Raw genomic sequence first — 21,719 nt, 5'->3', positions numbered from 1 at the left:
CCCGAGCAAGGGGGGTGCCCGGGACCATTGTCCCGGGCACCCCCCTTTTCCGTACCGCCGTCAGTTCCGGCGAGCCGCCCCCGCCCGCAGCCGGCGCTCGGCGCGTGACCGGCCCCGGCCTCCTGCCGCGGGGGCGGCGGTGCCGGCCGGTTCCAGCGCCTCGGCCAAGGCGTGGACGGTGGGGCGGCGGAACAGTTCGACCATCGCCAGTTCGCGGCCCAGCCGTTCCTGGAGCAGGCCGTGCACCCGGGTCGCCTGGAGCGATCCGCCGCCCAGGTCGAAGAAGTTGGCGCCGCGGGTGATGTGCGGCACCCCCAGCACCTCCGCCCAGGTGGCGGCGATGACCTCCTCCAGTCCCGGCAGGGGCTCACCGTCGGCGGCGGCGGGCGTGCCGGCCCCGGTCAGCAGGTCCCGCCGCACCTCCCCGGTGGCCGGGTCCACCGGCAGTTCACCGAGGACCACCCGGCGGTGGGCGAGCGGGGTACCGAACCGGTCGCACCAGGGCTCGCCGGCCGTCCTCTCCGAGGTGCCGTACACGGTCAGTTCCTGGAGCGCTTGCACCGGTCCTGCCGACTGCGCGGCGACCCAGGGCCGTACCGGGTCCAGGCCGACCAACTGGTGCGGGGCGCCCCGTTCCAGCGCCACGGCCAGCGACGCCAGCGCCTCGTGCGGCGGCAGGACGCGGTAGCCGCGCGCCTCGGTCAGCTGCTTGAGCGGGTAGCCCGCGCTCATCCCGGTCTCGTCCCACATGGTCCACGCCAGGCTGTACGCGTCCAGGCCGTACGCCTGCCGCTGGTGGACCGCGAGGGCGTCGAGGAACGCGTTGGCGGCGGCGTATCCGGCGACCGAGGCGCCGCCGAAGAAACCGTTCACCGAGGAGAAGGAGACCACGAGTGTTCCCGGCCGGTCCCGCAGCAGGCGGTGCAGGACCCGGGCGCCCTCGGTCTTGGCCGACAGCGCCTCGTCCAGGTCGCCGGCCGTGCACCGGTCGAGCGGGACCTCGCGGTAACTGCCGGCCAGGTGGAAGACCCCGTCCAGCGGCGCGCCCCAGCGGCTTTCGGCGTCGCGCAGCACGCGGCCGACGTCCTCGGCGTCCCGGAGGTCGGCGACCGCGTACTCCGCCCGCGGGTCGCCGCCTTCCGGCGGCGGAGCGGTACGGCCCACGCACAGCACCTGGGCGGCGTAGGTGCCGGTCAGTTCCGCCACCAGCAGCCGGCCGACACCGCCCGACCCGCCGGTGACCAGATACCGGCCGCCGGGCCGGATGGTGACCGGCCGGGCCGCCGGTGCGGCGGGTGCGAGCCGGCGGACCAGTCGGCGCCCCTCGCGGTGGGCGACCGCGCGTTCCCGTGGCAGCCGGGCGAGTTCGGCGCACAGCACCCGTACGGTTTCCGCCGGGTCAACCGGCGGGATGTCCAGGTGGACGACCCGGGAGTCGGTCCGTTCGTGTCCGAGGGTGGCCACCACCCCCGCGAGCGGCGCCCGTTCGTATGCGGGCGGGTCCTGCGGCAGGACGCACTGGGCGTGGCTGGTGACCACGTACACGGCGCTCGCCCCGGCGGCCGCGCCGGCCAGGCCGAGCAGTCCGTGCAGTTCGGCGCGGGCCGCCGCGGGGTCGATGTCGGCCGGCCCGCCGTACGCGCGCAGGTCGACCACGGTGGCGGGCCGGCTGCCGGGGGCGGCGGCTCCGGCAGCTCTGGTGGCCCCGGCGGCTCCGCCCCCGGCGTCTGCGGCATCTGCGAGCAGGACGGGGCTCCTTCCGGCTTCCTCCAGGGCGCGGGCCAGCAGTTCGGCCACGCCCCCCGGGTCGGGCAGGATCAGCACGGCGCCGCCGGGCGGGGGTTCGAGCGGGGCCGGAGGGAGGGCGCGGGGAATCCAGGCCGGGCGGTGGAAGTGGTCGGGGACGGTGGCGCTGTCGGCGGGCGCGGTGAAGGCGCCGGCCTCGAAGCGGACCTTCAGGGCGGTGCGCTGGATCTTGCCGATCTCGGTCTTGGGAATCTCCGCCCGGTCGACCGCGAGCACATACCGGGGGTTGACGCCGACGCGGTCGCGCACCGCCTGCCGGACCCGGCGGGCGGCCTCCCCGGGGTCGGCGGCGCCCCGCGGGTGGAAGAAGACCGCCAGTTCGTCGGTGGTGGCCGTGGCGCCGGCCCGCACCGCGACGGCCGCGGTGAAGGAGGGCTCCACGCAGTCGAGTTCCTCGACCGCCGACTCGATCTCGTGGCTGTGGTAGTTGACACCGTTGAGGATGACGACGTCCTTGGCGCGCCCGGTGAGGGTGAGCCGGCCGTCCCGGATCCGCCCGAGGTCGCCGGTGTCGAACCAGCCGTCGCGGGTGAAGGCGGCGGCGTTCTGCTCGGGGGCGGCGTGGTAGCCGGTGGTGACGGTGGCGCCGCGGACCTGGAGCCGGCCGGTCTCACCCTCGGCGAGCACCCGCGGCTCGTCTGCGTCGTCCGGTGCGCCTGCCACGATCCGTATCGCGCAGCCCGGCAGCGGGGCGCCGACCTCGACGAACGCGTCGTCGTCGGTGGTGGTCTCCTGCCGGAAGCGGTCGGAGTAGACCATCGCGGAGGAGGTCTCCGACATGCCCCAGGCGGGGCGCAGCGCGGTCGGCGGCAGGCCGTACGGGGTGAGCAGCCGCAGCCAGCGGCGGGCGGTCCTGGCGACGATCGCCTCGCCGGCGTTCATCACGAACCGCAGCGGGGACAGGTCCCATCCGGCGCCGCGCCGGACGAGTTCCGCGGCGCGGTCGTTGACCAGGCCGAAGGCGAAGTTGGGCGCCCAGGTGACGGTGGCGCGGAAGCGGTCCGCGGTGTCCAGCCAGCGCAGCGGGTCCTGGAGCACCCAGCGGGTGGGGGCGTGCACCTGCCGGCAGCCGAGGAAGACGTCCCGCAGGTGGAACATCACCACGCCGCCGACGTGGTCCAGCGGCAGGAAGTTGAACGTCACCTCGTCCGCACCGAGTCCGTTGACGGCGGCGGTGGCCGCGCAGCGGGCCAGCACGTTGCGGTGCCGGAGCACCACCGCCTTGGGCCGGCCGGTGCTTCCGGAGGTGAGCATGAAGAGCACCGGGTCGTCCGGGTCCGCGGTACGCGGCTCGGCCGGGGCGCCCGCCAGCAGATCCTCGGCGCCGGCCGCCCGCAGCCCCGGCCAGTCCCGCGCGGTGGCGGCTTCCCGCAGTTCGGCGAGCCGCCCGGCGGCGGTGACGACCAGCGGGCGGCCGAGGAGGTCCCAGGACCCGTGCAGCCGGTCGGTGGCGGCGTCGCGGGCGTGGTAGTCGCCGGGGACGGCCAGCGGTACGGCCACCTGTCCGCCGAGCAGGCAGGCCCACAGCACGGTCACGAAGTCGGCGTGGTCCTCCAGTTGCACAAGGACCCGGTCGCCTGCGCCCAGCCCCAGCTCCCGCAGTCCGGTCAGGGCGCGCAGCGCCCGGTCCAGCAACTCGGCGTAGGTGAGCCGGACTTCGTCCCCGTCACCGCCGACCGTGACGAAGTCGCCGGTGCCCGAGGCGGCGACCCGCAGCAGAGTGTCGACGAGCGTACGGTCGCCGGTCGCGGTGGGTGGTCCGCCGTCGACGAGTGCGGGGCGGGCCCCGGGGCCGGCGGCTTCGGGGACCGGCCGATCATGAGCGGGCGGCGGGCCGGCGGCGGGTTCCGCACCGCCGGGCGCCGCTTCCCGCACGGGCACCGGCACCGGCACCCGCTGCGGCCCGGAAGGGGTGACCGCGGTGGTGAGGACGGCGACCGGCTCGCCCGGGTGCTCGGCGCGGAGACGCTGTTCCAGCCGGTGGGCCTCCGCCTGGTCGCAGACCGGGAGGCGGAGGAGTTCGGGCAGGTCCGGCTCCCCGTCGGGCGTCAGCGGAAGGCGGGAGACGGGCACGACGGAGCCGGGGGCGGGCAGGCGGGCGGCCAGGTCTGCGAGGTCGAGCGGGCCGGCCGGGACGGCGAAGGCGACGAGTTCCGCGTCGCTGTCGGGGGCGCCGGCCGGGACGCGCGGCACGACGGCGACGTCCGCGAGGCCCGGCGCGCTCCGCAGCAGGTCCTCCTCCAGGTCCGGCAGGGCGACCGATCGCCCGCCGGCCTGGGCGACGCGGGGCACACCGCCGTCCGGGCCGACACCGGCGAGCACCCGGACCGTGCCGTCGGCCCGTACCAGCCCGCGCTGCCCGGTGCGCACGCCCTCGGTGGTCCACACGTCGCCGGGAACGCCCTCGGGCGGCACCTGTCCGCCGGCGTCGAGCACCACCAACGCGCCCTGCTCACCGAGTCGTTCGCGCAGGGCCCGCTCGGCGCCCGCGGTGCGCAGCGGCAGTGCGCTCAGCCGGGCCGCGGGGTCGCGCACCGCCGCTTCCAGCAGGGCGCGGTAGTGGGTCACCAGGCGTTCGGCGGTGGCCCGGTCGAACAGGTCCGTGTCGAAGACGAGCGATCCGCGCAGCCGGTCCGGGTGCTCCCACACGTGCAGTTCGAGGTCGAAGCGGGTGGACTCCTCCTCGTCGTCGAGGCGTTCGACGTGCAGGCCGCCGAGTTCGAGCCGCTGGTCGGCGAAGTTCTGCAGTGCGAACAGCACCTGGAACAGCGGGTTGCCGCCGCCGTCGCGGGCCGCGCCGAGCGCGCGGACGATGCCGTCGACGGGGGTGTCCTGGTGGGCCAGCACGTCGAGCGACGCGGCGCGTACCCGGGCCAGCAGGTCAGTGAACGACAGCTCGCCGGTCACATCGACCCTGACCGGCAGGGTGTTGACGAACAGGCCCATGAGCGGGGCGAGTTGGGCATTGTCGCGGTTCGCCAGCAGGGTGCCGACGACGATCCGCTCGCCGGCGCCGTAGCGGTGCAGCAGCGCGTTCCAGGCGGCCAGCAGGGTCATGTGGAGCGTGACGCCGTGCCGCCCGGCCAGGTCCCGCAGGTTCCGGTACGTCCCGGGCGGCAGTTCGAAGTCCAGCCGGGCGCCGTGGAACGACGGCCGGGCCGGGCGCGGACGGTCGGTGGGCAGGGCGAGCCGCGGGGGGCGTGCGCCGAGCACCTCGCGCCAGTGGTCGAGCCGGGCGGCGAGTGCTTCCGGGGTCAGGGTGGCGCGCTGCCACTCCGCGTAGTCGGCGTACTGGATGGGGAGTTCGGGCAGTCCGGCCGGGCGTCCTTCGCCGTCCGCCCGGTAGAAGGCGTCGAGTTCGCGGACGAGCAGGCCGAGCGACCAGCCGTCGGTGGCGATGTGGTGGAGGCAGAACACCAGGAGGTGGTCGTCGGCCGCCAGCCGCAGCAGCCGGGCTCGTACCGGCGGTCCAGCGGTGAGGTCGAACGGTGTGCGGACCACCTCACGCAGGTGCGCCCGGACCCGGGGGTCCCGTTCCGCCGGTTCCGCCGGCGGGCCGTCCAGGGCGTGGACGCCGAGCGGTACGGAGAGCCGCTCGTGCACGAACTGCCCGAGTGTGCCGTCCGGGCCTGCGGCGTACGTGGTGCGCAGGATCTCATGGCGGGCCACCACCCGGTCCAGGGCGCGGGCCAGCCGCGCGGGGTCCAGCGGCCCGCGCAGCCGCAGCACGAGCGGCACGTTGTAGGACGGGTTGCCGGGGTCGAGGCGGTGGAAGAACCACATGCGTTCCTGGTCGTAGGAGGCCGGGAACTCCAAAGGGGCGGGCGCGGACGGCATCGTCAGTCCTCCACGGTGGTGCGGGCCGCGGCGCGGCGCGCGCTGGGCGCGATGGCCGCGGTGGCGGGGGCGCCGGTCCTGCGGGACTCCTCGATCAGTCCGGCCAGGACGGCGACGGTCGGGTTGCCCGCGTCGAAGAACGCGCGGACGGACAGCGCGACCCCGAGCTGTTCGCGCAGCCGGGTGACCAGTTGCATGGCCAGCAGTGATTCGCCGCCGAGGTCGAAGAAGTCGTCGTGCGCCCCGACGCGGTCGATGCCGAGGACGGCCTGCCAGGTGCGGGCCACCGTCCGTTCCAGGTCGGTGCGCGGCTCGGTGTACGGGGTGCCGAGGTCCGGCCGCTGGTTGAAGGCGGAGCCGCCTCCGTACAGCCCGCCGGAGGGCGGCTCGGGTTCGTCGGTGCCGGTGCCGGTGGCGGTCTGCGGGGCCGGCCGGCCTGGGCTGTCGACGAGTTTGAGTACCAGCGGGCCCTCGACACCCGGCAGCGCGTCCAGCGCGCCGCCCAGGGCGGTGGCGGTCTGCCGGGGCAGGATCTCGACGCTTCCGCCGGCCGCTTCCAACTGCCGTATGCGCGCGGTGCGTTCATCGGTCCCGTCGGCCGTCGCCCGGCGGGCGACGAGCAGCGCGTGGTCGGCCTCGCGCAGCCGGCCGGCGTCCTGCGGGTAGACCCGTATCGGGTCGTATCCTTCAGCGCCGAGCAGGGCGCGCCAGCCGGCCGGCGGCAGCAGCGGGGAGTGTTCGCGCAGGTCGTCGGCGAAGTACCACCAGCCGGCGAAGAGGCCGGCCGTCATCATCGACGGGCGGCGCTGCTGGGTGGCCTCCAGCAGGAACAGCCACCCGCCGTCGCCGAGCAGCGACCGCACGTGTCCCACGGTCCGGTGCAGGTCGGGGGTGGCGTGCAGCACGTTGAAGGCGAGGACCACGTCGAATCCGCCGGCGGGGTAGCCCTGCGGTTCGGGGTCCTCGGAGATGTCGAGCACCCCGAACCGCATGAAGTCCACGTCCTTGTCGGCGGCGGTGCGCTGGCCGGCCAGGACGAAGGATCTGCCGAGGTCGGTGAAGTGGTATTCGACGCCCGGGATGCCCTTGAGGGCGTCGACCACGTCCCAGGTGAGGTAACCGCGTCCGGCGCCGACCTCCAGCACGCGCAGCCGGCCGCCCTCGGCCTCCCGGGCCAGCCGGGCGACCGCCTGGGCGACGAGCCGGGTGTGCACGGCCACGTCGCTGGTGCCGACGCGCTGGTCCACCACGTCCTGCGAGATGTCGTCCGCGCCGTCCGGGAGCAGCACCTGGTGGCCTTCCACGGCCCCGGTGAACACCTCGGGGTAGCGGGCGGCGCAGCGGTCCAGCAGTTCCAGTTCGCCGGCGCGGTCGGGGTGGCGGGCCAGCAGGGCGGCCCGCAGAGCGTCGATGCCGGGTGCCGCGCCGAGGTCACCGGGCTCGCCGGGTACGGCGCGGAAGGTCACACCGCCGGTCTTGTCGCGCACCAGGTGGCCGTCCTCCGCCAGGACGGCCAGCATGGCGTCCAGGAACGGCCGGTAGCCCGGGACGACGCCGACGGTGCCGGCCACGGCGTCGGCGGTGGTGGCGCTGCCGGGAGCGGTTCGTACCCCGGCGTCGTGCAGGAAGCGCAGGGTGTACCGGGCGCACAGCCGGTCCAGGTCGCGCTGGAGGTCGGCCGGGGTGTGTGTCACGGTGATTCGGCTGCGCAGCAGTTCGTCGTCCTCGGTGAGCAGGCCGGCCTCCCGCACCGGGTCGATGTGCGCGACCGCCGCCCGCGGTCCCGCGGGCGCTTCGGCCGGGTCGGTGACCAGCAGCCGGCTGCCAGTGGCGGCCAGCTCCAGCGCGCGGGCGAAGGCCGGGTCGCGCAGGCCGTCCGGTACGAGGTAGGTGCCGGTATCGGCGGCGGGCCGGGGCGGGTCGACCCAGTAGCGGCGGCGCTGGAAGGCGTAACCGGGCAACGGCACCCGGCGGCGCGGGTGTTCGTCGTAGGGGGCGTGCCTGCCGATGGTGCCGCCGGCCGTCCACACCGCGCCGAGCGCGGTCACCAGGGCCTCGCTGTCGCCGTAGCCGTCCCGCGGGTGCCGCATGGCCGGTACGGCGGTGGCCTCGCGGCCCAGTTGGAGCCCGGCCAGCCGGGTCAGCCCGCGGCTGGGGCCGATCTCGACCAGTACCGGGCGGCCCGCGCCGTGCAGGGTGGTGAGGCCGTCGGCGAACCGTACGGTCTCCCGGGTGTGCCGCAGCCAGTAACCGGGGTCGGTGGCCTGCTCGGGGGTGAGCGGGGCCGCGGTGAGGTTGGAGATCACCGGGACCCGGGGCTCGTGCAGGGTGACCCGGCCGAGAGCGGCGGCGTACTCCGGCAGGATGGACTCCAGCAGCGCGGAGTGGACGGCGGTGGCCAGGCGGAGCCGGGAGTGGTCCACGCCCTGGTCGGTGAGCCGGGCCTCCAGTTCCTCGATCTCGGCGACCGGTCCGGAGACCGAGCAGTGCAGCGGTCCGTTGACCGAGGCGATGCCGAGGCCGCCGGTCAGCAGGCGCCGCACCTGGTCGGCGCCGAGCAGCACGCTGATGGTCGCGCCGCCGGCCCGCAGCATCAGCCGTTCCCGTTCCGCCACCAGGGGCAGCACGTCGGCCAGGGAGATGACGCCGGCCAGGCAGGCGGCGGTGTACTCCCCCAGGCTGTGGCCGAGCAGCGCGGCCGGCCGGACCCCGTACGCCTCCAACTGGCGGGCGACCGCGTAGCCGGTGGCGACCACGCCGGGGAATCCGCCGCCGTCGTGGGCGAGTTCGGCGTGCAGGTCCCGCCCGTGGCCGGCCATGATCGCGGCGCAGCGGTCGAGTTCGGCACGGAAGACGGGTTCCGAGTCGTAGAGCCCGGCGCCCATGCCGGCGAACTGGGTGCCGCCGCCGGGCAGCAGGAAGGCCACCGGTCTGCTCTCGGCCGCCTCACCGGTGCTGCCGCCGTTGCCGCGCAGTGCCCGCGCCGCGCCCCGCGGGTCGGCGGCGGAGACCGCACGGCGGTAGGGGAACTCGGCCCGCCCGGAGCGGAGGGTGTGGGCGACGTCGCGCACCTCCAGCCAGGGGTGGGCGTCGAGGTGGCCGGCCAGCGCGGCGGCTCCTTCGGCCAGCGCCTGGGGGGACTTGGCGGAGACGGTCACCAGGTGGTGGCGGGAGTCGGTGGCCGGGTCGCCGCCGGTGCGGAGGGCGGCCAGGGCCGGGGCCTCCTGGAGGATCACATGCGCGTTGGTGCCGCCGATGCCGAAGGCGCTGACCCCGGCCCGGCGCGGGACGCCGGGGGTGCGCTGCCAGGGTGTGCGGCCGGTGGCGACCCGGAACGGGCCGCCGTTCAGCGGGATCAGCGGGTTGGGCCGCTCGAAGTGCAGGCTGGGCGGGATGAGTTCGTGCTCCAGGGCGAGCACCGTCTTGATCACCCCGGCCACTCCTGCGGCGGCGTCGAGGTGCCCGATGTTGGTCTTGACCGAGCCGATGGCGCAGAATCCGGGGCGGTCGGCGGTGCCGGGGTCGGTGGCGAACGCGTCGATGAGTGCCTGGAGTTCGATGGGATCGCCGACGGGGGTGCCGGTGCCGTGTGCCTCGACGTACGAGATGGAGCCCGCCTCGACGCCGGCCGCCGCGTGTGCGGCGAGGATGACCTCGGTCTGGCCTTCCGCGCTGGGCGCGGAGAAGCCGGCCTTGCGGTCGCCGTCGTTGTTGACCGCGGAGCCCTTGACCACCGCGCGGATGGTGTCGCCGTCGGCGAGGGCGTCGGCCAGCCGCTTCAGGACGACGACGCCGACCCCGTCGCCGGGGAACATGCCGGCGGCGGCGGCGTCGAAGGAGCGGCAGCGCCCGTCGGGGGAGAGCGGGCCGTCCGGCAGATAGTGATAGCCCATCTTCGGCGAGGGGTTGAGGGAGGCGCCGCCGGCCAGCGCCACGTCGCACTGGTGGTCCAGCAGGTCCCGGCAGGCCAGGTGGAGAGCCACCAGGGAGGTGGAGCAGGCGGTCGCCACGGTGATGCCGGGGCCGGTCAGGCCGAGTTCGTAGCAGACCCGGGTCGCGAAGGAGCTGGGCGAGTTCGCCGAGACCGCGGGCAGCAGCGCCATCGAGTTGGGGGCGCCGGCGATGTGCGGGTGCACCTGGTTGAGGAAGTAGCGGCTCTGGCCGGCGCCCGCGTACACACCGATCAGCCCCGGGTACTCGCGCGGGGCGCAACCGGCCTGTTCCAGGGCGTGGTGGGCGCACTCCAGGAACAACCGCTGCTGCGGGTCGAGGAGTTCGGCCTCGGTGGGCCGGTAGCCGAAGAAGGCGGCGTCGAACAGGTCGATGCCCTCCACCGCCGCCTCGACCTTGACCAGGCCCGGGTCGTCCAGCTCGCGCGGGTCGTGGCCGGCCGCGACGAACTCCTCGTCGGTGAAGGGCACGGTGGTCTCCCGGCCTTCGGCGAGCACGTCCCAGAAGCCCTCCAGGGTCGGCGCGCCGGGGAAGCGACCCGCCATGCCGACGATGGCGATGTCGAGGTCGGGGTCGTAGTCGGGTCCGGGATCAGGGGTGGCGGCGGGGGTTTCCTGTGACATGGGTGAGGTCTCTTCCTGACTCGGCCGTGGTGGGCGGTCGGCGCCGGCGGGGCGCGGCGGGCCCTCGGGGCGCGCGGACCGTCCGGAGTGCGCCGGGGCACCGGCCGGCGCGGCTGTCTGCTCCTCGATGAGGGCGGCGAACCGGTCGGCGAGGTGCTGGGTGGTGGAGGCGGTGAACATGTCGGTGCGGGCGGTGACCGTGACGGTCATCCCGCTGCCGCCGTCCGCGTCGTCGGCCACGTCCAGGACGAGGTCGAAGCGGGAGGTGCCGGGGTCGAGCGGGTATTCGGCGCAGCGCACGCCGGGCAGGTCGAGGCCGCGCAGCAGGCTCGACCGGTGGGAGAACATCACGTCGAACAGCCGCGGTGTGCCGCCGCCCCGGTCGGGGCGGGCGTCCTCCACGACGGTCTCGAAGGGCACGTCCTGGTGCGCGTACGCCTCGGTGCACACCTCCCTGACCCGTGCGATCAGTTCGGGCAGTCCGAGGTCCGTGCCGGGCGGCCCCACGTCGACCGGCAGCACCATGACGTTGCCGAAGTTGCCGATCACCGGCTCGAATTCGGGGCGGGGCCGGCGGACCACGGGCGTGCCGAAGGGGATGTGCCCGGTGGAGCCGTACCGGCGCAGCAGCAGGGCGGCGGCGGCGAGCAGGACCATGTAGGGCGATGCCTGCTCGCTGCGGGCCAGCGCCCTGATGCCTTCGGCGGCGGCCCGGGAGACCGTGGCGCGGCGCCGTACCCCGTGGCCGGGCGGGCGGCCCGGGCGCGGCTGGTCGGCGGGCAGGCGGACGGCGCCGCCGGGGCCGGCGAGCAGGTGCCGCCAGTAGCCGCGGGAGCGTTCGAAGGCGGCGCCGCGCGGCTGGGCGGCCTCCCAGCGCGCGAAGTCCGCGTACTGGCGGGTGAGCGGGCGGCACGGCCGGTCCCGGTAGGCGGCGGACACGTCGCCGAGCAGGATCTCCCAGGACAGGTCGTCGCAGGCGATGTGGTGGATGGTCAGGAACAGCAGGTGCTCGGCCGGTCCGCGGCGGAGCAGCAGCAGGCGCAGCGGCAGGTCGGCGGCGAGGTCGAACGGCACGTCGGACCAGGCGCGTACCACCGCGCCGGGGTCGCCGGAGGGCAGGTCGCGCACCTCGAACGGGACACGGGCCGCCGCCGGGGCGGCGACCTGCACGGGGTCGCCCTGCGGTTCGCCGCGGTAGAGCGTCCGCAGCACCTCGTGCCGGCCGGCCGCGGTCTCGAACGCCTGCCGCAGCCGCCCGGCGTCCAGTTCGCCGTCCAGCCGGACCCCGACGGTCAGGTGGTAGGCGGGATCGCCCGGCGCCAGCCGGTGCAGGAACCACATACGGCGCTGCGCGTGCGACAGCGGCGCGGGCAGCCGTGATCCCCCTGGCACGGCGGGAGCGGCCGGGGCGGCGGCTGCCAGCCCCCGGGCGGCCAGCGTCCGGCGCAGCAGTTCGCGCCTGCGCTCCTCCGGTGTCATCCCCTCCCCGCTCACCACCCGCCCTCCGCGCCCTGCCCCGGCCCCGCAGACGACCCCGCACGCCCGCCACCACCCCGGGCTCGGCGGACAACCGGCCCGGCGCGGTTGGCGACCAGCCGGCGGACGGGGTCCGCGTCCCGGCCGGGCTCAGTGAGGGTGGCGGTCTGGCGCGTTGGCCGTGCGGGCCGGGTCATGACGCCACCTCCGACGGTGTGGCGGACAGTTCCTCGTCGATCCGGTCCGGGCTCAGGTCCGCCACGTACAGGTGGACGGCGGCGATCTCCGCCATCCGGCCGGGCTGGACCTCCTCCCGGGTGAGGACGGCGGCCATGCCGGCCACGTCCGAGGTCGCCATCAGGGCGCGGGGCGAGAGCTCCTCGTCGGGGAAGACCTCGTGGAGCCGGGCGAGGATGCGGGCGCCGACCAGGGAGTCGCCGCCGAGGGCGAAGAAGTTGTCGCGCGGGCCCACCCGGGGCAGGCCGAGCGCGGCGGCCCAGGTCCTGGCGAGGAGTTCGACCAGCGGGTCCCCGGTGTCCTCCGCCCCCTCGGGCGCCGGTATCGGCGCCGCCGCGGCGGTGCGTTCCAGCGCCTCACGGTCGAGCTTGCCGTTGCGGGTCAGTGGCAGGCTCTCCCGCACGGTGAGGCTGCCAGGCACCATGTGCCCGGGCAGCAACGCACCGAGGTGGGCCCGCAGTTCGTCCGCTTCGGGCACCGGCCCGCCGCGTCGCGGGACGACGAACGCGGCCAGCCCGCGGTGGCCGGCCAGTCCGTCGCGCCGTACCGCCACCACGACGGCCCGCGCGACCGCGGGATGCGCCGCGAGGGCCGCCTCCACCTCGGCGGGCTCCACCCGGCGCCCGGCGATCTGCACCTGGCCGTCGCGGCGGCCCACGAACTCGATCACTCCGTCGGTGCCGTACCGTCCGAGGTCCCCGGTGCGGTAGAGCCGTTCACCGGTCCGCGGGTGGGTGACGAACGCGGCGGCGGTGGCCTCCGGGTCACCGAGGTAACCGCGGGCGAGCCCGGGCCCCGCGCAGTACAGCTCACCGGTGACGCCGTCGGGGCGGTCCCGCAGCGCCGGATCGAGCACGTAATAGCTGGTGTTGGCCAGCGGCGTGCCGTAGGGCACGGAGCGCCACTGGGGGTCGGCCCGCTCCACCGGGTACCAGATGTTCCACAGCGTGGTCTCGGTCGGACCGCCGACCGAGACCAGCCGGGCCGCGGGAAGCCGCCCGGCCAGCTCCGCGACGGTGCGCAGCGGGATCCAGTCGCCGCCGAGGAAGGCGAGCCGCAGCGTGCTGGGGCCTTGGGTGCCCGTGTCGGCCAGCCGGTCGAGCAGCATCTCCATCATCGCCGGTACCGAGTTCCACAGGGTCACCCGGTGGGCGCCGATCAGTTCCAGCCAGTGCGCGGGGTCGGTGCGGCGGGCCGCGTCCGGCAGGACGAGGGTGCCGCCGGCGCCGAGCACGCCGAAGACGTCGAAGAGCGACATGTCGTGGTGGAGTGCGGTCAGCCCGAGGCAGCGGTCCCCGGGCCCGATCCCGAAGCGTTCCACCGTCTCCCGCAGGCAGTTCACCACCCCGCGGTGCTCGATCATCACGCCTTTCGGGGTGCCGGTCGTGCCGGAGGTGAACAGCACATAGGCCAGGTCGCCCGGTCCGCGCGCCGGCGCCGGCGGCCCCGCCACCGCGGGCCGCCCGGCGGCCTCGCCGTCCGTCCGCAGCACCCGCCAGGGGCCGGCCGGCACCGCGCCGGCCAGCGGTGCGTGGGTGAGCACCACGGCCGCACCCGCCGCGCCGAGCAGCGTCCGGAGCCGCCCGGCCGGCGCCTCCGGGTCGAGCGGCACGTACGCGCAGCCCGCGAGGAGCACCGCGAGCGCCGCCACCACCTGGTCCTCGCCCTTGTCGAAGAGCAGCGCGACGAGGGCGCCCGGATCCGTGCCGGGCTGTTCGCGCAGCACGTGGGCGAGGGCCGCCGCGCGGTCGAGCAGCGCGCCGTAGCCGAGGGTGCCGGCCGGGCTGACCAGGGCCGGCGCGTCCGGGCGGGCGGCGGCCTGCCGCAGGAACGCGTCCTGCACCAGTTCGCCGGGGATCGGCCTGGTCCGGCCCTGCGCCGCCTGCCTGCGGGCCAGTTGCCCGGGAGGCAGCGGTACGGCGTCGTCCAGGTCCCAGACGGCCGGGTCGTCGGCGAGCCGGGTGAGCAGCGTGGTCCAGGCGCCGAACATGGCGTCCAGCACACCGGGCGCGAAGAGTTCCTCCACCGCGTCCCAGTTGCAGGCGAGTGCGCCGCGCCGCTCCTCCACCTGGGCGTCGAGGTGGACCTGGGGGGTCTGGGTGATGCCGTGGACGTGGGTGAGGGCACGCTCCAGCGCGTGGGGCTCGGCCGCGCCGAGGGCCAGTGTGCTGGTCAGGACGACCGGCATCCGGGCCTGCTCGCCGTCCCGGGCCCGGGTCAGCTCACGCAGCAGGCGTACGCCGCTCAGTTCCCGGTGTTCCAGACCTTCCAGCAGGCGGCGTTGGAGCGCCCTGGCCCGTGCGGTGAAGGTGCCGGGGCCGCTGTGGTCGGCCTCGACGAGGGTGAAGGAGGCGAATTCGCCGACCAGGTCGGCGACCCCTGGCACCAGCGGTTCCCGGTTCATGCTCGGTACGTTGAGGGTGAAGCGGTCCGTGGTGCTCCAGCGGGCGATCACCTCCGCGTAGGCCGCAAGCACCACCCCGGTCGGGGTCAGGCCGGCCTTCGCCGCGCGCTGCCGCAGCCGGGTCCAGGTGTCGCGGTCCAGTACGGCCTCGCGGCGGACGAAGCGGGGCCGCTGGACGGAGCCGGGGTCGGTGCGCAGCGGCAGGTCGGGGGCGTCGGGCAGGACGGAGAGCCGTTTGCGCCAGAACTCCTCGGCCTCGCCGGTCTGTTCGGCGTCGCCGCCGTCGGCGGCCGCCGCCAGATACTCCTCGAAGGTGGCGGGAAGCCCGGGCAGCGGGGTGTCCGGGTCTTCGTAGTAGGCGGACAGGTCCCGGTACATCACATGCCAGCTGGCCCAGTCGACGGTCAGCCCGTCGAAGCCGATGTGCACCCGGCAGATGCCGTCGCCGAGCAGGCAGACCGCGACGGAGAACAGCGGCCAGCGGTCGGCGGGCCGTACCTCGTGGGACAGCCGTTCGCGCAGCTCGGCGAGAGTGTCGCGGGTCTCCTGCGGGGGGCGGTCGCGCAGGTCCACGATCTCGATCGGCGGATCGGGCACTTCCGGCAGCACCTGCTGTTCCTGGCGGTCCGGGTCGATGACCGCGCGCAGCATCGGGTGCCGGTCGACCAGGAGGCGCCAGGCACGGACGAACCGGCCGATGTCCAGCGGGCCTTCGAGTTCCAGGTAGGCGTGCGTGCTGACGTTGCCCAGCGGGTAGAGGTCGCCGCGGCCGACGAGGTACGCCTGCTGGGTGTCGGTCAGCGGGAAGGGGTGCGGCGGGCGCGCCGCGGGGGCGCCGTCCGGTGCGGGGGTCATCGCGCGGCCTCCTCGTCCGGGTAGGGGTGACCGGCGGGCTGGTCCGGCGTGGGTCCGTCCTGCCGTGCCTGGCCGCCCGCCGCCGGTCCCGGGCGGCGCGTCCTGCGGCGGGCCAGTGCCTCCCGGCCGCGCAGTGCGCGGGCGCGGGCGTCCGACTCGGCGCCCACCGGCGGTGCCGCGGTGTCCTGGCCGGAGTCCGCGGCGGATTCGATGTAGGCCGCCAGCCGGGCCACGGTGGCGTTGCCGAACAGGGCCAGCAGCGGCACGTCGTGCCCGAGCCGCTGCCTGATCAGGGTCTGCACCCGGATGACGAGCAGCGAGTGGCCGCCGAGGTCGAAGAAGTTGTCGTGCGCGCCGACCTTCTCGGTCTCCAGCACCTCCGCCCAGATCCTGGCGACGCCGTCCTGGGTGCCGCCCGCCGGAGCGGTGTACCCGTCGGCGGTGTCCGGTGTGGGCAGCGGTACCGCGGCGAGCGCCTTGCGGTCCACCTTGCCCGCGGTGGTCAGCGGCAGCTCCGGCAGCACCACGACCACCCGGGGGACGGCGTGCGCGGGCAGCAGCCCGCCCAGCCAGTCGCGCAGCCCGTCGCCCGAGACCTCCGCCGGGTCCTGGGCCGGCTCGGCGGTCACCGAGCAGTAGCCGATCAGCTCATGGCCTCCGCCGGCCGCGGCCCTGGCCACGACGGACGACTGCCGGACCCGGGGATGGCGGGCCAGCACCGCCGCGACCTCCCCGGGTTCGACCCGGAAGCCGCGGATCTTCACCTGGTCGTCGAGCCGGCCGAGGAACTCGATCTCGCCGCCGGGCAGGAATCGGGCCAGGTCGCCGGTGCGGTACATCCGGCCGTCGTCGGTGTCCGCGTACGGGTCGGCGACGAAGCTCTCCGCCGTGCGCTCCGGGTCGTTGAGATAGCCGCGCGCCAACGGCAGCCCGCCGACGTGGAGTTCACCGCGGACTCCGATCGGGACCGGCCGGAACGCCGAATCCAGCACGTACAGGCGGGCGTTGGGGTTGGGCCGGCCGATGGTGATGCGTTCGGCCGGCTCGTCGGCTTCGAAGACCCGGCAGCTGACGCCGATGGTGGTCTCGGCGGGGCCGTAGCCGTGGTACATCCGCGCGGCGGAGGCGCGGCGGAACCGGCCGTACAGGTCGGCGGTCAGGGCCTCACCGCCGCACCACAGGTGGCGCAGCGAACGGATCCGGGAGGCAGCGTCGTCGCGTTCGAGGAGCACGTCGAGCATCGAGGCGACGATGTAGAGGAAGGTGACACGGTGGCGTTCGACCGTGGTCAGCAGCCGGTCCACGTCGCCGTCCCCGCCGGGCTCGGCGACCACCAGGCGGGCGCCGGCCACCAACGGCAGGAAGATCTCGTTGACGGAGATGTCGAAGCCGAGCGGCGCCTTGTGCAGGACGGCGTCGTCGGCGCCGAGGCCGAGCTTGCCGATCTGCCACAGCATCCGGTTGCAGATGGCCTGCTGACGGATCATCACACCCTTGGGGGTGCCGGTGGAGCCGGAGGTGTGGATCACGTAGGCGAGGCGTTCCATGTCCACGGGGGCGTCCACGGGGGCGTCCACGGGTTCGTCGACGGGTTCGTCCACGGGGGCGGCCAGGGTGGTGTCCGGGGTGCCCTGGACGTCCGCAGGCAGGGACGCCGCCGACCCGGCGGGTGCCCCGGTTTCACCCGGGCGCACCACCTCGATGTCGCTCCCGGCCAGCAGCCGCTGCGCGTCATCCTCCCCCACCACCAGCCGCAGCCCGCACCGGTCGGCGATGTCCCACACCCGGGCGGCAGGCCAGGAGACCTCCAGCGGTACGAAGGCGCCCCGCGCCTTGAGCACCGCCAGCAGCGCCACGACCAGCTCCACCGAGCGTTCCAGCAGCACCCCGACAAGCGTTTCGGGGCCGACCCCCGCACCGCGCAGCCGGTCCGCCAGGGCCTCGGCGCGGGCGTCGAGTTCGGCGTACGTCACGGTGGTGGCGCCGCACTCGACGGCGACGGCCGCCGGGTTCCGCAGGGCGGCGTCGCGTATCAGGGCCGCCAGGTCGCGCCGGACCAGCGGGTCGTCGCCCTCGGCGGGACGCCCCCAGCGCCGCAGCGTTTCGCGCTCCTCGGCGGGCAGGATGTCCAGGTCGGTCACCGTGGTGTCCGCCCCGCCGGCCGCCACCGACTCCAGCAGCCGGACCAGGTGGGCGGCGCAGCGGGCCACCGTGCCGGCATCGTAGAGGTCGGCGTTGCCGGTGATCGCGCCGTGCAACGTGCCGTCGGATTCCCAGCAGTTGAGCACCAGGTCGAAGCGGGCCGAGTCGACCTCCTGCTCGACGGGTTCGGCCCGCAGCCCGGCGAAGTCGGCGGTCTCCGGCGGGCTCTGCATCACGGCAAGCACCTGCGGTACGGGGCCGGCCGCCGGTGAGCGGTCCCAGCGGAGTTCGGCGGCGAGCACGTCGAGCGACACGTCCTGGCGGGCGTAGGCGTCGTGGCAGGTGCCGCGGACCCGGTCCAGCAGCTCGCCGAAGGCGGTGGCGCCGTCCACGGCGGTGCGCAGCACCACGGTGTCGGCGAAGCAGCCCACCGCCTCCTGGAGTTCGGGGCGTTCCCTGCCGTGCACGACGGAGCCGACGGCGATGTCCTGCTGCCCGGTGTAGCGGTGCAGGAGGGCGGTCAGCGCGGTGACCGCGGCCATGTAGGGGGTGGCCTGGTGTTCCCTGGCCAGGGTGCGGACCGCCTGCCAGGCGGCCGGGTCCAGCGTGAAGCGGTGGGAGACGCCCCGGGAGCCGGGCACGGCCGGCCGGGGACGGTCGGTGGGCAGGTCGAGGCGGGGAGGTTCGTCGCCCAGCGCGCGGCGCCAGGCGGCGACCTCTTCGGCGTGCTCGGGGCTCGCCTCGCGGACCTCGCGCCAGTGCGCGTAGTCCGCGAAGGTGACTGCCGGGTCAGGCAGCGGGCTCGTCCGTCCGGTGCTGAACGCGGCGTACAGCTCCCGCAGTTCGCGCAGCAGGATGCCGAGGGAGAGGCCGTCGGCGACCGCGTGGTGCACGACGGTCATCAGCAGGTGCTCGTCCGCGCAGTGGCGCAGGAGCCCGAAGCGGATCAGGGGGCCGGCACTCAGGTCGAAGGGGGCCGTGTCGAGGGCGGAGAGCCAGTCGGCCTCGCTGGTGCGGTCCCCGTCCGACTCGTCGCAGGCCAGGGGCGGTTCGACGTGTTCGGCGACCACCTGGTGGGGCAGGCCGTCGATTTCGGTGAAGGTGGTGCGCAACGCGTCGTGCCGGCAGACGAGTTCGGCCAGCGTGGCGCGCAGTGCCTCCTGGTCGAGGGGGCCGGTCAGCCGGACGGCCTGCCCGATGTTGTAGGCGGCGGTGCCGGGGTGCAGCTTGGCGTGGACCCACATCCGGCGCTGCGGGCGGGTGGCGGTCACCGGGCCGGTGTCCGGGCGGCGGCCGATGGCCTGCGGCTTGGCCGCGCCGGCCAGCCACCGGTCCAGCAACTGCCGTTTGGCTGCGGACAGCCCGTCCGTACGGGACGCGGACTCCTCGGTGTCACGGGTCCGCGGTAGGGCGTCGGTCATGGGATCTCCCGGCTTCCGTTGGGGGGTTGACTACGGTGTGCCGTACGTGGGGCGGTGCTGGGCGGGGCCCTTCCCTGCGGGGCCCTTCTCTGCGGGGCCCGCGCGGGATCTGCTCCCCGGCCGCGCCCGGCCGCAGGACGCGGGACGTCCGCCGGACCCGCGGTTCCGGTCACCGGCACGGGCCCGCCGCAGCGGCCGTCCTGAACAGCCCGCGCGGGTCCCGCAGGGGTGCCGAACGCCTCCCACCGACCGCCCGAGGACGCCATGCCGTCCGGCGGCGACCACCGGCCCGGGCCCGGCAACCGGCGGTCGCCGGAAGGCTTCCCCGGCACAGAGACCACCCGCTGGAGGACGCCGGGCCCGCCCCGCGAGGGTGCCGAACGCCTCCCGTCCACCATCGGCAGCGACCGGCGGCGACGAAGGTTTCCGCGGCATGGGGGCCACCTCCGTGGCTGTCCGGCGTCGTGGGGGGCGGGTCGGTCTGCGGCCGGGGCGGGGCCGCGGCTGGGGTGCGGGCCCGGCAGGGTGGGCCCGCCGCTTCCAGATCCCGCCGGAGGCGCACCCGTGCTCGGCGGCACGGCGGAGCCGGCCACCAACGGCGGTACGGCCGCGGCATGTCGGGGACACGCGCTACCCGAGTTCCGCCGCCAGCGCGGCGGCCTCCTCGTCGGTGAGTTCGCCCAGCTTCTCGAGCAGGCGCCGTCTGAGTCGTTCGGCGTGGCCGGCCGCGGTCGGCGGCGCGTCCAGCAGGTCGGTCACGTCCGTCGGCACGGGCAGCACCGCCCGCAGCGACGTCGTGACCCGGGCGGCGAGCAGCGAGTGCCCGCCCAGGTCGAAGAAGCTGTCGTCCCGCCCCACCCCTTCGATGCCGAGCGCGCTCCCCCACGCCTGGGTGACCATCCCCTCCAGCCGGTCGGCGGGCGGGGCGTACGGGGTGTCCAGCGCCGGCCGGGGGTGCGCCGCGACGGCCGGCGGCTGCGGCTGCGGACCGCCGCCTGCGGCGAAGCGCGGCGGCTCGACGAAGTGCCTGGCCCGTTCGAACGGGTACGTGGGCAGGACGACTTTCCGCGGTGCCGGCACAATCTCCGGTGCCGCGGGCCCCGTACCGCCGTCCACCCAGCCCCGCGCCTGCTCGACCGCCGCCCCGGGCGCCGAGGGCCCGCCGGCGCCGTCGCTCCCCGCCGGCCGGTCCGGCACCGCGGACCCCTCGCCGGACCCGGACCCGGGCGGCTCCGACCCAGACCCGGGTTCAGACCCGGACTCGGCCCCGAACCCGGCGGGACGGACGAGAGTCCAGCCGGGGCCCGAGACGGCCGCCCCGCCAGGCCCGGCGTCCGCGAGCGCACGGAGCGCGAGCAGCGCCGCGGCCCGGGTGCGGGCCAGCGCCACCGCGCGGTGACCGAAGCGGGCGCGGCCGGTGAGAAGGGTGTGGCAGACGCCGGGCAGGGACAGCGCGGGGTGGCGTTCGAGGTGCCCGGCGAGCCGTGCGGCCTGGGCCCGCAGCGCGGACGGGGTGCGGGCGGACAGCGGCAGGGCGTACCAGTCACGGTCCGGCGCCGGAGCGGCGGGAAGGTCCGGCGCCTCCTCGACCACGACGTGCGCGTTGGTGCCGCCGATCCCGAAGGTGTGGACGGCGGCGCGGCGCGGCCGGTCCCCCCGCTTCCACGGCGTCGCCCCGGTGTTGAGCCGGAACGGGCTCGCCGCGAAGTCGATCGCCGGATTCGGTTCTGTGCAGTTGATCAGCGGCGGCAGTTCCTCGTGTTCGAGCGCGAGCAGCACCTTGACCAGGCCGACCGCGCCCGCCGCCGCCCAGGTGTCCCCGACGTTGGGCTTGGCGGTGCCGAGCCGGAGGCCGCCGGCCGGGGCGCCCGCGTAGCCCTCGGCGAGCGCGGTGACCTCCAGGGCGTCGCCCATCGGGGTGCCCGTGCCGTGCGCCTCCAGGTAGTCGATGTCGGCCGGGTCGAGCCGGGCCACGGCGAGCGCCTCGGCGGCGACGTCGCTCTGCGGGTCCACCGCGGGCGCGGTGAACCCGGCCTTGGCCGCGCCGTCGTTGTTGACGGCGGTGCCGCGGATCAGGCCCAGCACCGGGTCGCCGGCCTCCAGGGCGTCGGAGAGCCGGCGCAGCGCCAGGACCGCGACGCCGTCGCCCGGGGTGGTGCCGCCGGCCCGCGCGTCGAAGGCACGGCAGTGGCCATCGGGCGAGTTGACCCCGCCCTGGCGGTACAGATAGCCGGTCCGCTGCGGGAAGTAGAGGGTGGCGCCGCCGGCCAGCGCGAGGTCGGACTCACCGCCGAGCAGGCTCTGCACCGCCAGGTGGACGGCGACCAGCGAGGTGGAGCAGCCGGCCTGCACGGTGACGCTCGGTCCGGTGAGGTCGAGTTTGAACGACACGCGGGAGGCGAGGAAGTCGCCGCTGTTGCCCAGCAGGTCCTGGAAGGAGCCGGCCCCGGGTCCGGCCGCCGCCTGCCGCGGGTGGAGGTGGTGCAGGAAGTAGCTGTCCGGGCCGGTGCCGGCGAAGACGCTCACCGCGGTGCCGTCGCCGAGCCCGCGAGGGTCGTGCCCCGCGGATTCCAGTGCCTCCCAGGCGCACTCCAGGAAGAGCCGGTGCTGCGGGTCGGTGACCGCCGCCTCGCCCGGGCTGTAGCCGAAGAACGCCGCGTCGAAGAGTTCTGGGGCGTCGATGACGGGCCGGGTCCGTACCCGCGTCGGGTCGTTGAGGGCGGCGTCGGGCAGACCGGCCGCGGTCAGTTCCTCGTCGGTGAAGGTGGTGATCGACTCGACGCCGTCGCGCAGGTTGCGCCAGAACGCCTCGGGCGTGTCGGCGCCCGGCAGTCTGACCGCCATACCGACGACGGCGACGGAATCCGGGGCTTCGGGCGGCAGGGGTGTGCCAGTGCCCACGACAGTCAACTCCCTTGTGCGGTTGGATGTGTCCGGTCCTCGACGGCCGCGCGGGGGCCCGGCGGC

The 21,719-nt window shown here is 75.6% G+C and carries 5 protein-coding genes; all 5 read right to left on the bottom strand.

All coding sequences use genetic code 11. From position 1 onward, the window contains the following. Window positions 1–60 precede the first annotated feature (60 nt). Window positions 61–5,643 carry an SDR family NAD(P)-dependent oxidoreductase gene (locus OG552_RS35010; RefSeq protein ID WP_329139996.1) on the bottom strand — a complete coding sequence of 1,861 codons (5,583 nt, stop codon included), beginning with the start codon at window positions 5,641–5,643 and terminating at the stop codon, window positions 61–63. A gap of 2 nt (window positions 5,644–5,645) precedes the next feature. Further along, complete coding sequence (locus OG552_RS35005) at window positions 5,646–11,696, bottom strand: polyketide synthase (protein WP_329139994.1); 6,051 nt, start codon at window positions 11,694–11,696, stop codon at window positions 5,646–5,648. 190 nt (window positions 11,697–11,886) lie between these two features. Further along, a complete protein-coding gene (locus tag OG552_RS35000) occupies window positions 11,887–15,189 on the bottom strand; it encodes a non-ribosomal peptide synthetase (RefSeq protein WP_329139992.1) in 3,303 nt (1,100 codons plus the stop codon). Then, window positions 15,186–18,752, bottom strand: coding sequence for a non-ribosomal peptide synthetase (locus OG552_RS34995; protein ID WP_329139991.1), 3,567 nt, complete (start codon window positions 18,750–18,752; stop codon window positions 15,186–15,188). The genes OG552_RS35000 and OG552_RS34995 overlap by 4 nt, the downstream gene beginning before the upstream one ends. Before the next feature lie 630 nt (window positions 18,753–19,382). Then, window positions 19,383–21,653: a beta-ketoacyl synthase N-terminal-like domain-containing protein gene (locus tag OG552_RS34990; protein WP_329139989.1), complete on the bottom strand. Its 2,271-nt coding sequence runs from the start codon at window positions 21,651–21,653 to the stop codon at window positions 19,383–19,385. Window positions 21,654–21,719: the final 66 nt, after the last annotated feature.

Origin of the sequence: Streptomyces sp. NBC_01476 (genome assembly GCF_036227265.1) — a bacterium.
GTDB lineage: Bacteria > Actinomycetota > Actinomycetes > Streptomycetales > Streptomycetaceae > Actinacidiphila.
The sequence above is the reverse complement of the archived record's forward strand: the minus strand, read 5'-3'. Positions and strand labels throughout refer to the sequence as shown.

What these genes read in the sequence shown, in the direction of transcription:
- OG552_RS34995 (WP_329139991.1), bottom strand. Translation starts at nt 18,752, where the DNA reads ATGACCGACGCCCTACCGCGGACCCGTGACACCGAGGAGTCCGCGTCC.
- OG552_RS35010 (WP_329139996.1), bottom strand. Translation starts at nt 5,643, where the DNA reads ATGCCGTCCGCGCCCGCCCCTTTGGAGTTCCCGGCCTCCTACGACCAG.
- OG552_RS35005 (WP_329139994.1), bottom strand. Translation starts at nt 11,696, where the DNA reads ATGACACCGGAGGAGCGCAGGCGCGAACTGCTGCGCCGGACGCTGGCC.
- OG552_RS35000 (WP_329139992.1), bottom strand. Translation starts at nt 15,189, where the DNA reads ATGACCCCCGCACCGGACGGCGCCCCCGCGGCGCGCCCGCCGCACCCC.